Origin of the sequence: Tepidicella baoligensis (genome assembly GCF_013432195.1) — a bacterium.
Lineage (GTDB): Bacteria > Pseudomonadota > Gammaproteobacteria > Burkholderiales > Burkholderiaceae_C > Tepidicella > Tepidicella baoligensis.
Genome location: NZ_JACCDB010000010.1, coordinates 1 through 10989, shown reverse-complemented (window position 1 = coordinate 10989; position 10989 = coordinate 1). Strand labels below are relative to the sequence as shown.

Genomic DNA, 10989 nt, shown 5'->3' with positions numbered 1-10989 from the left:
GCAAGCGCAGGGGCCGTGGCCGTAGAAGCCTTGGCCTTCTGGGGCGTCTGAGCGTTGCTAGATCACCCCATCGAACATCATCACGTCCACCTCGTCCCCCACGGCCACGTTGCCTTGGTCGTGGTGCAGCACGATGAGGCCGTTGGCTTCGACCATGGATCGCAGCACGCCCGAACCCTGGTTGCCGGTGGTGCGCACCTGTAAGCGACCATCCGGTCTGGTGGAGACGATGCCGCGCTGGTACTCGGTGCGCCCGGGTTTCTTGCGCATCGGCTCCAGGCTGTGGGCACGCAGCAGCGGGGTGTGGCTTGGGCTCGCGCCCATCATCTTCAGCAGGGCAGGGCGCACAAAGGCCAGGAAGGTCACCATCACCGCCACCGGGTTGCCGGGCAGACCAAACAGCACCGCGTCGTGCCCGCCCTCGGTGATATGGCCCACGGCCATGGGGCGGCCCGGCCGCATGGCGATACGCCAAAAGGCCACGTCGCCCAGTTGCTTCATCATGGCCTTGGTGTGGTCGGCTTCACCCATGCTCACACCGCCACTGGTGATGATGGCATCGGCCTGCGCGGCGGCTTGGCGAAAAGCAGATTCCAGGCTGGCCGGGTCATCCTTGATGACGCCCATGTCCAGCACCTCGACGCCCAGTCGCGTGAGCATACCCAACACGGTGTAGCGGTTGCTGTCGTACACCGCGCCTTCGCGCAGCGGCTCGCCCAGGCTGAGGATTTCGTCGCCGGTGGAGAAGTAGGCCACCTTCAGGCGGCGAAACACCGGCACCAAGGGCAACCCCAGACTGGCAATCAAGCCCAAAGCCGCCGGGCCGAGACGGTCGCCCCGGCGCAACGCGGGCTGGCCTTGCATCAGGTCTTCGCCCTTCAGGCGGCGGTTGTCGCCAGGGTTCACCACGCCAGGGGGTACCCGTATCGCGTCACCCTCTGCCTGAACGAATTCCACGGGCACCACGGTGTCCAGGCCGGCCGGCATGATGGCGCCGGTCATGATCTTTACGCACCCGCCGGGGCCGACCTGTCCGCTCCAGGCCGTTCCCGCATAGGCCGTGCCCACCACCGTCAGTGTGGTGGGTTTGTCATGCGACAGGTCCGCCCCCGCCAAGGCGTAGCCGTCCATGGCGGAATTGTCGTGCGGAGGCACGCTGATGGGCGAAATGACGTCTTCGGCCAGCACACGCCCCAGCGCGCCCAACACCCCCACGGTTTCGGTGTCGCTCACAGGTTCCACCAGGCGGTCGAGGAAGTCGTTGACGGCGGATACCCTCAAGGCTTGGGGGTCGTAGCCTTGCAGGGCTGCGGCGATCTGGTCCAGGGTTTTCATGGGGTCTCGGGGTCACAGGGCGCGGGATTCGATGGCGCGCAGTTCGTCCAGGGTGTTGGTGTTGCAAAACGCCAGCGGGTCGTCGCCGGGTTGGTCGAAAGGCACGATCACGGTGCGGTGCTGTGCCGTCCAGGCGTCGATCTTGCGCCCCCCGGCCTGGGTGAAGCGCGTCAGGCTTTCCAGGAGGTCCACGTGCAGGAGGCAGAACACCGGTTGTGGCCGTGAGGGGTTGGTCGGACCGGGATCCCCTTCTGGGCCGGCCGCCATGGCGATCTCGGCGTGCTCACGTTCCAGGGCATGGGCAAGGCGCTCCAGCAAGTCCAGCGGGAAACGGGGCGCATCGCAGGGCACCGTGAGCAGGTAGGGGGTTTCACAGCGTTCGAGGCCGGTCAGGAAGCCGGCCAGTGGGCCGGCGTAGCCTTCGAGCGTGTCGGGCCAGACCGGCACACCGAAAGCCTCGTAGGCCCCCAGGTGCCGATTGGCATTGATCATACAGCCGGCCAAGCGGTGTCCTTGCTGCATTTGCAGGCGCAGCAGGGCGTGGAGTGCCAGCGGTGTGCCGTGGAGGGTTTGCAAGCCTTTGTCGATGCCACCCATGCGGCTGCCGCGGCCACCGGCGAGCACCAGGCCGGTCACGCTTTGGGGTTCCACACGCATCGGCTCAGCCTCCGATGTAACTCATTTCGATGCGGCGCCTACCCTGGCCCGAGTTTTCGGGGGGCAGAAACGCCCGCAATTCGGAATAACGATCCCGTCGGCCTTGCCAGATCGCCCCGATGGCCGAGGCCAACTCGGCGTCGCTGGCACCGCCGCGCAGCAGTGAGCGAAGGTCATGCCCCTGGTGGGCGAACAGGCAGAGATAGAGCCGACCTTCGGTGGACAGGCGCGCGCGGTTGCAGTCGCGGCAAAAGGCTTGGGTCACGCTGCTGATCACGCCGACCTCACCCAGTGAAGGATCGTGCCGGCCGTCAGGCCCCGCGTAACCCCAACGCTCGGCGGTCTCACCCGGGGCGGCCGGCTCCAAGGGAACCAGGGGCCATTCCTGCTGGAGGCGTTGGATCACCTCCGCACTGGGCAACACCTCGTCCATGCGCCAGCCGTTGGTTGCACCCACGTCCATGTATTCGATGAAGCGCAGCACGATGCCGCTGCCCCGGAAGTGCCGCGCCATGGGCAGGATCTGGTCGTCGTTGGTGCCGCGCTTGACGACCATGTTCACCTTGATCGGCCCCAGACCGGCCGACTGCGCCGCCGCGATGCCTTCGAGTACGTCGGCCACGGGGAAATCCACATCGTTCATGCGCCGGAACACGGCATCGTCCAGCCCGTCCAGACTGACGGTCACACGCTGCAGGCCCGCAGCCTTCAGGGTCGCGGCCTTGCGCTTCAGCAGACTGCCGTTGGTGGTCAGGGTCAGGTCCAGGGGCTGGCCGTTGAGCGTGCGCAGCGCCGCCAATTGCTCAACCAGTGTTTCGAGATTTTTGCGCAACAGCGGCTCGCCGCCGGTCAGGCGAACCTTGCGCACGCCATGCGCAATGAAGACCTGGGTGAGGCGGGTGATTTCCTCGAAAGTGAGCAAGGCGCTGTGCGGAAGGTAGGTGTAGTTCTTGTCGAACACCTCTTTGGGCATGCAGTAATTGCAACGGAAGTTGCAACGGTCGGTGACGCTGATGCGCAAATCGCGCAGCGGGCGGCCGAGCGCGTCGTTCAGCAGGCCGGTGGTGGGGATGGGCTGTGCCGGCAAGCGCGCCGACAAGGTCTGCAAGCGCTGATCGACCAGAGGGATGACTCGTTCGGACATAGTCAAAAGATTACACCACGCGCCGGGTGCCAGGGGCGAGCACCCATTCGAAGGCATGCGGCGGGTAGGGGTGAGGCGAACGTTGTCCGGTGTGACCAGGGTCCATTTCGATCACGCGGGCAATCAATTACGTTTTGTAGCCTGAAACCGTGTCGATGGTGGGTAGGAGGTTGGCGTTTTTGGTTTAGCGCTTGACACGTGCGCGTTCAACGACAATGTCAGCCTGTGCCTGACTTACGCCAGGTCCCAAGGTGCCAAACATCACGCCCCAGTTGTTGTTAATGCCACCGATGCGGGTTTTCATGAAGATGTCGATCACCTCTGGAGTAGAGTGACGCAGCAGTTCCATCCCTTGCACAGAACGCGCAACGGCTTCCGTGGCGGGACGGGCCAGGAATTCGTCGTCCACCATTTCCTTGAGTAAACGTGATGTGGTGGTCACGTAAGCATCGAAACGGCTGTCCATACCCTGCACGCCCTTGAGTTCGGCCATGAGGGCATCGCGGCAGCTCGGGTCTTTCTGCATGGCGCGGCGCACGTCCATGCACATCATGTTGGCAGAACCTTCCCATACGCTGTTGAGCGGCGCCTCACGGTACAGGCGAGCCATCGGGCCATCTTCCACAAAGCCATTGCCACCATGGCATTGGAGCGCTTCATTTGCCACGGCCACCACGCGCGAGCAATTGAAGTATTTCGCCATTGGCGTGGTGATTCGGGCAAACGCCTTTTCCTTGGCGTCGGTATCGAGGTAGTCAGTGGCTCGGGCCACGCGCAACGCCATCAGGGTCGATGCCTCCACTTCCACTGCCATGTCAGCCAGCACGTTAACCATCATGGGCCGCTTGGCTAAGCTAGAGCCGAAGCCGCCCCGTGTGGTGGTGTGATTCAGGGTTAGGGTCAGCACCTGACGCATCAGGCCAGCGGAACCCACAGCAAAGTCCAGACGTGTCAGGTGGGAGTGGGACAGGATTTCACGCAGACCTTTACCCTCCTCACCCACTCGGATGGCAAGGGTGCCGCTGAATTCCACCTCACTGCTGGCGTTAGAGCGGTTGCCGGCCTTGTCCTTCAAGCGCTGGATAAAGAAGCGGTTGAAGCTGCCGTCCGGCAAGGTACGCGGGAGGAAAAAACAGGTTACTCCACCATTGACCTTGGCTAAGGTGAAGAATCCATCGGATTGCGGCACTGAGCAAAACCATTTGTGGCCGGTCAACTCGTACCAATGGGCTGTCGCTCCGTGATAGTCGGCGGTGTGGGAATACACCGCTGTGGTCTGGGTCTCGCGCAGGTCAGAGCCACCTTGTTTTTCGGTCATGGCGTAACCAACGACGACCGAGGGCTTGTCCGCCACTTCACGACGGCTGTTCTCGTACACGGTACCGAGGGATTTTTCGGCCCAGATTTTCAGGGCAGGCTCATGACTGAAGCCCGCATAGGAGGCGTAGGCCATGCCAGTCGGGCAACCGGTGCCCTGTTCGACTTGGTTCCAAAGGTAAGACAAAACAGCGCGTGCCAAATGCGGGTGTGCCTCTTTGGCAGTCCAGGAGAGCGTTGGCACTTCATGTTGCCAAGCCAAGCCCATAAGTTGATGCCAGGACGGATGAAAGTCCACCCAATCGATGCGATTGCCGTAACGGTCATGGGTCTTGAGTTCGGGGATGTTACGGTTGGCTTGACGTGCCAATTCCTGAATGCCTTCATCTCCTGCCAGCTGCCCAATGGCCGAACATTTGGCAGCGGCCCAGGGTGCATCACGTTCAATGACGGCTTTCAACACCACGTCGTCCTCAAAGGCATTGAAGCCGAAGGGGAAGTCGGCTTGGTTTTTGACAACGTGGGTGGCAAAGCGGTCAGCCTTAGCGGGTGTGGCCAGCGTCTGCGTGGAGATGGGTGCGTTCATGATTTTCTCCTAAATGTCGCGTTGAGGCGGCAAGGGATTCGTTTTTCAGGGCAAGGTCAAAGCCCATCCCCTGGCGGGCTTCTGTGGTCTCGACGGAGTTCAAACGATCAGTGGCACGATCAGCAATGCGACGATGTTGATGATCTTGATCAGCGGATTGACGGCCGGGCCCGCGGTGTCCTTGTAGGGGTCGCCCACGGTGTCGCCGGTCACGGCCGCCTTGTGGGCTTCAGAGCCCTTGCCGCCGTGGTGGCCGTCCTCGATGTATTTTTTGGCGTTGTCCCAGGCACCACCACCGGTGCACATGGAAATCGCCACGAACAGGCCGGTGACGATGGTGCCCATGAGCAGACCGCCCAGCGCCTTGGGCCCGAGGATCACCCCCACCAGGATCGGGACGACCACCGGCAGCAGGCCCGGTATCATCATTTCGCGGATGGCCGCCGTGGTCAGCATGTCCACCGCCTTGCCGTATTCGGGCTTGCCGCTGCCGTCCATGATGCCCTTGATCTCCCGGAACTGGCGGCGCACTTCCTCCACCACCGCGCTGGCCGATCGGCCCACGGCCTCCATGGCCATGGCGCCGAACAGGTAGGGGATCAGCCCGCCGATGAACAGGCCGACAATGACCATCGGATCCGACAGATCGAAGCTGATCTGCTGCCCATAGGTTTCGAGCTTGTGGGTGTAGTCGGCAAACAGCACCAGTGCGGCCAGGCCCGCCGAGCCGATGGCGTAGCCCTTGGTCACGGCCTTGGTGGTGTTGCCCACCGCGTCCAGCGGGTCGGTTACGTCGCGCACGCTGGAGGGCAGTTCGGCCATTTCGGCGATGCCGCCTGCGTTGTCGGTGATGGGGCCGTAGGCGTCGAGCGCCACCACGATCCCGGCCATGCTCAGCATGGAGGTGGCGGCCACGGCCACGCCGTACAAGCCGGCCATGGCGTAGGAGGCCAGAATGGCGGCACACACCATCAGTACCGGCCAGGCGGTGGATTTCATGCTCACGCCGATACCGGCAATGATGTTGGTGGCGTGCCCGGTGGTGGACGCCTGCGCCACGTGCCTGACGGGACGGTATTCGGTGCCGGTGTAGTATTCGGTGATCCACACCATGGCCGCCGTCAGCGCCAGGCCCACAAGACCTGCGGCCCACAGCCGCCACTGGCTGCCGCTGGCGGCGATCGCATCGTCCGGCATGATCCACACCGTGGCGAAATAGAAGGCGATGCCTGAGAGCACGGCCGCCACGATCAAGCCTTTGTACAGCGCGGGCATGACGTTCTTCATGCCGGGCGTGGCCTTCACGAAGAAGCAACCCACGATGGAGGCCAGGATGGACACGCCTCCGAGCACCAGCGGGTACAGCACCGCCTGCATCGGTGCGGCAGCCACCAGCAGTGCTCCCAGCACCATGGTGGCGATCAGCGTGACGGCGTAGGTCTCGAACAGGTCGGCGGCCATGCCGGCGCAGTCGCCCACGTTGTCGCCCACGTTGTCGGCAATCACCGCCGGGTTGCGCGGGTCGTCTTCGGGGATGCCGGCCTCGACCTTGCCCACCAGGTCGGCGCCGACATCGGCGCCTTTGGTGAAGATGCCGCCGCCGAGTCGCGCAAAAATCGAGATGAGTGAGGAGCCGAACGCCAGACCGATGAGCGGATTCAGCATCCGGGCCAGTTCCGGGCCGGAGGCGGGTTGGCCATCCAGGCCGAGAAACCAGAAGAAGCCGGCCACTCCCAGCAGGCCCAGGCCCACCACCAGCATGCCGGTGATCGCGCCGCCACGGAATGCCACGTCCAGCGCCGGGCCGATGCCTTGTGTGGCGGCCTGGGCGGTGCGCACGTTGGCCCGCACCGAGATGTTCATGCCGATGAAGCCGCAAGCCCCCGAGAGCACGGCGCCCAGCACGAAGCCCACGGCCGTGAGCACATCCAGAAACACGGCGATGAGGAGAGTGAGCACCACCCCCACGATGGCGATGGTGCGGTATTGCCGCGCCAAGTAGGCGGCCGCCCCAGTCTGGATGGCCGAGGCGATTTCCTGCATGCGGGCATTGCCCGTGTCCTGGGAAAGAATCCAGTTACGTGACCAGAATCCGTAAACGACGGCTCCCAGTCCGCACGCCAGCGCAAAGATCAGCGCAGATTGTTCAACCATAGATGTCTCCTGCTCGTTTCGACTTGGAGGAAGCCAACGCGCGCGAGCCACTGGCTTCCGCTGCGTTGCTTCCTCGCACGTGCCCACGGTTACGATGTCACGGTGTAATACAGGCAGGGCGATTGGCCAACGTGTGCAATGTATCTCAAATAGCTGGTTTTGACACTGTTGCAGTGCAGCACCGGCTGGTGGCTTGGAGTGGGTGTCAGGCTCGCATCAGTAAAATCGGGCCCAATTCTTCGGTTTTATCAACTCTCGACAAAGAGCCCACATGTCTCTCGACAACGTCACCCCTGGCAGCAAGGCCCCTGAAGTGTTCAACGTCATCATCGAAATTTCGATGAACGGCGACCCGATCAAGTACGAAGTGGACAAGGCTTCGGGCTGCATCTTCGTGGACCGGTTCATGAACACGGCCATGCATTACCCGACCAACTACGGCTACGTGCCTCAGACCATCGCTGGCGATGGTGACCCGGTGGATGTGCTCGTGATCACTCCCGTGCCCCTGCCTCCGGGTGTGGTGGTGCCCTGCCGTGCCCTGGGTATCCTGAAGATGGAGGACGAGGGCGGTGTGGATGGCAAGGTGCTGGCCGTACCGACCGAGAAGGTGTTGCCGCTGTACTCGCGTTGGCAATCCTACGAGGATCTGAACCCGGTGCGCCTGAAGGCCATCGAGCATTTCTTCGAACACTACAAGGATCTGGACCCCGGCAAGTGGGTGAAGGTGCTGGGCTGGGATGGCAAAGCCGCCGCGCACCAAGAAATTCAGGCCGGCATCGCCGCCTATCAAAAGGAGCAGTCCGCCGCTTGAGCGGTCTCGACGCTGCCAACCCTTCGATCCTGGCCCCTGACGTGCCCCGTTTCACCCCGGAGCCCGCAAGGGGCTTCGGTTTTTCAGGTGTGCCAAATAACGCGCCATACCGTCGCCTTCGCGCTGCAGGAAGCGGTCCACCGCATCGGCAAAGACGGGATGGGCCAGCCAATGGGCGCTGTGCGTGACCGTGGGCAACAAGGCGCGGGCCATTTTGTGTTCGCCCTGTGCGCCGCCTTCGAAACGCGTCACGCCGTGCTCGATGCACCACTGCAGCGGCTGGTAATAGCAGGTCTCGAAGTGCAGGCAGTCCACCCGTTGCAGCGCACCCCAGTAACGCCCGTAGGCTGCCTGCGGGCGTGCCGAGGTATCGCTGAGCGCCACCAGGCTGCAGGCGATGGGTTGGCCTGCTCGGTCACGGGCGATGAACATCAGCCACCAGCCCGCCAGTGAGTCGGCCATGGCGTGAAAGAACGCCGGCTTCAGGTAGGGGGGATTGCCATGCTCCCAATAGGTGCGAGCGTAACAGCGGTAGAAGAAATCCCAGTCGCTGGCGGTGATCTCGTGGCCACGCCGCACGTCGAAGCGGATGCCGGCGTCCATGACCTTGCGGCGCTCCTGGCGGATTTTCTTGCGTTTGTCTTGGGTCAGGTTGGCAAGAAAGTCGTCGAAGTGCCGAAACGGACGTGGGCCATGGGGCGTGGGGCAGGCGTTGTGCCAGTGGAATTGCACGGTGTGGCGTTCCAGCCAGGCTGCTCCGATCAGCGCCTCGCGGTCGGTGTCGGCATTGAACAGCACATGCAGGGATGACCAGCCAACGCGTTCGGCCTGTGCAAGCAATTCGACCTGGAGGGCGTGGCGGGCCGTGGCATCACGGGCCAGCAGACGCGGGCCCGGGACTGGTGTGAACGGCACCGCCACCAGCCCCTTCGGATAGTAGGCGAGCCCATGGGCCTCGTGGGCTTGCGCCCAGGCCCAGTCGAACACGTATTCCCCATAGGAATGGTCCTTGGCGTACAGCGGCGCGGCAGCGCACAGTGCTTCGTCACGCCAAAGCGTGAGCCAGCGGGGGTGCCAGCCGGTCGATGGTATGGCGCTGCCGCTGGCATGCAACGCGGCGAGGTACTCATGGCGCATGAACGGGCCGCAAGCACCGCCCATGGGCTGGGCTTGCAGCAAGGTGTTCCACGCCCCGGCTTCGATCTGCTCCGGCTCCGTGATCACCTGGGTGACATAATCGACGGCACCACTTTCGTCTGTTGTTTTCATGTCCTTCAAGCTCTGCATCGCGCAGCTCAATTACGTCGTGGGCGATCTGGCCGGCAATGCCCGTCGCATCATCGAGGCGGCCCGCCAAGCCCATGCCCAGGGCGCTCGCCTGTTGCTCACCCCGGAACTGGCCATCTGTGGTTACGCCGCCGAAGACCTGTTCTTGCGCCCGGCGTTCGTCGCGGCCTGTGATGATGCCGTGAAAACGGTAGCCCGCGAGACGGCAGGGTTGAGCGGTCTGCGCATCGTGGTGGGCCACCCGGCAGCAGTGGAAGGGGGGGGGGCATCTTCCCGCAGCGTGCGCCGGGCCCCATGCCATAACGCCGCCACGGTGATCTGTGAAGGCCAGGTGGTGGCCCGCTACGCCAAGCGGGAACTGCCCAACTATCAGGTCTTCGACGAGCGGCGCTATTTTGTGCCTGGGGACGCCGCTTGCGTCTTCGAGGTGCCCGATGCGTCCGGCCAGCCCTTGCGGGTGGGCCTGCTCATCTGTGAAGACGCCTGGCACGATGGCCCCGCGCTAGAGGCCAAAGCGGCCGGCGCCCAGTTGCTGGCCGTCATCAACGCGTCGCCGTTCCACGTGGGCAAGGGCGACGAACGCGAATGCGCCATGCGCCTGCGCACCCAGGCCACCGGGCTGCCGCTGGTGTATGCGCATCTCGTCGGTGGGCAGGATGAAATCGTTTTCGAAGGCCGCAGCTTTGCCCTCAACGCCGATGGAAGCCTCGCCGCGCGTGCCCCCAGTTTCGAAGAGGCCTTATTCCCGATCGAGATCGCTACCCCCGCACAGCCAGCCAAGCTCGTGAGCCTGCACGGTCCCACAGCCCCCGAGCAGGGGCTCGAAGCCGACCTGTGGCACGCCCTGGTGCTGGGGGTGCGGGACTATGTGGGCAAGAACGGTTTTCCGGGGGCGGTCATCGGGTTGTCCGGCGGCATCGATTCGGCCCTGGTCTTGGCCATCGCCGTCGATGCCTTGGGCAAGGATCGCGTCCACGCGGTGATGATGCCCTCGCCCTACACCGCCGACATCTCCTGGATCGATGCGCGAGACATGGCGGCGCGCCTGGGCGTGCGCTACGACGAGGTGTCGATCCGCCCCATGTTCGACGCCTTCCTGCAATCTCTGGAACCGCTGTTCCAAAGGCGGGGCGCCGACACCACCGAGGAAAACCTGCAGGCCCGCATTCGAGGCACCTTGTTGATGGCCTTGTCCAACAAGTTCGGTGCCATCGTGCTGACCACCGGCAACAAGAGCGAAATGGCCACCGGCTACTGCACGCTGTACGGCGACATGGCCGGTGGTTTTGCCGTCATCAAGGACGTGGCCAAGACCCTGGTCTTCCGACTCGCGCGCTGGCGCAACGCGAACGACCCGTACGGCAACGGCCTGAGCCCCATCCCCGAGCGCATCATCACCCGGCCGCCAAGCGCCGAGCTGCGCCCGAATCAGAAGGACCAGGACAGCCTGCCGCCCTACGACGTGCTCGACGCGATCGTCGAGCGTTACATGGAAAACGACGAAAGCCCGGCCGAGATCGTGGCCGCTGGCTACCCGCAGGACGCGGTGAACCAGGTGGTGCGGCTGATTCACCTCAACGAATACAAGCGTCGGCAGGCGCCGGTCGGCATTCGCGTCACCCACCGCAGCTTTGGCAAGGACTGGCGCTACCCAAACACCAATCGCTATCGGGGCTGAGAGCCTGAGAATTTTTC

At 63.7% G+C, this 10989-nt stretch carries 8 protein-coding genes; 2 read left to right on the top strand and 6 right to left on the bottom strand.

From position 1 onward, the window contains the following. Nucleotides 1–57 precede the first annotated feature (57 nt). The 5 genes from moeA to HZS63_RS10520 form a co-directional block, all read right to left on the bottom strand. A complete protein-coding gene (gene moeA, locus HZS63_RS10540; RefSeq protein ID WP_180683995.1) occupies nucleotides 58–1335 on the bottom strand; it encodes a molybdopterin molybdotransferase MoeA in 1278 nt (425 codons plus the stop codon). Nucleotides 1336–1347: 12 nt separating this feature from the next. Continuing rightward, nucleotides 1348–1992 (bottom strand): molybdenum cofactor guanylyltransferase MobA, encoded by a 645-nt coding sequence (gene mobA, locus HZS63_RS10535; protein WP_180683994.1) that lies wholly within the window; start codon nucleotides 1990–1992, stop codon nucleotides 1348–1350. Between the two features lie 4 nt (nucleotides 1993–1996). After that, nucleotides 1997–3136, bottom strand: a complete 1140-nt coding sequence (gene moaA / locus HZS63_RS10530; RefSeq protein ID WP_180683993.1) for a GTP 3',8-cyclase MoaA — start codon at nucleotides 3134–3136, stop codon at nucleotides 1997–1999. 184 nt (nucleotides 3137–3320) lie between these two features. Next, nucleotides 3321–5039: an acyl-CoA dehydrogenase family protein gene (locus HZS63_RS10525; protein ID WP_180683992.1), complete on the bottom strand. Its 1719-nt coding sequence runs from the start codon at nucleotides 5037–5039 to the stop codon at nucleotides 3321–3323. Nucleotides 5040–5138: 99 nt separating this feature from the next. Continuing rightward, the gene (locus HZS63_RS10520) at nucleotides 5139–7193 is read right to left on the bottom strand and encodes a sodium-translocating pyrophosphatase (RefSeq protein WP_180683991.1); all 2055 of its coding nucleotides are present in this window, start codon (nucleotides 7191–7193) and stop codon (nucleotides 5139–5141) included. 271 nt (nucleotides 7194–7464) lie between these two features. On the opposite strand from HZS63_RS10520, the gene ppa reads away from it, so the two are divergent. Continuing rightward, nucleotides 7465–8007 (top strand): inorganic diphosphatase, encoded by a 543-nt coding sequence (gene ppa, locus HZS63_RS10515; RefSeq protein WP_180683990.1) that lies wholly within the window; start codon nucleotides 7465–7467, stop codon nucleotides 8005–8007. A 51-nt stretch (nucleotides 8008–8058) separates the two neighbouring features. Here the strand turns inward: ppa and HZS63_RS10510 are convergent, their stop codons facing one another. Further along, the gene (locus HZS63_RS10510; RefSeq protein ID WP_180683989.1) at nucleotides 8059–9276 is read right to left on the bottom strand and encodes a GNAT family N-acetyltransferase; all 1218 of its coding nucleotides are present in this window, start codon (nucleotides 9274–9276) and stop codon (nucleotides 8059–8061) included. On the opposite strand from HZS63_RS10510, the gene HZS63_RS10505 reads away from it, so the two are divergent. Next, a complete protein-coding gene (locus tag HZS63_RS10505; RefSeq protein WP_180683988.1) occupies nucleotides 9275–10972 on the top strand; it encodes an NAD+ synthase in 1698 nt (565 codons plus the stop codon). The genes HZS63_RS10510 and HZS63_RS10505 overlap by 2 nt on opposite strands. The last annotated feature ends 17 nt before the right edge of the window (nucleotides 10973–10989 follow it).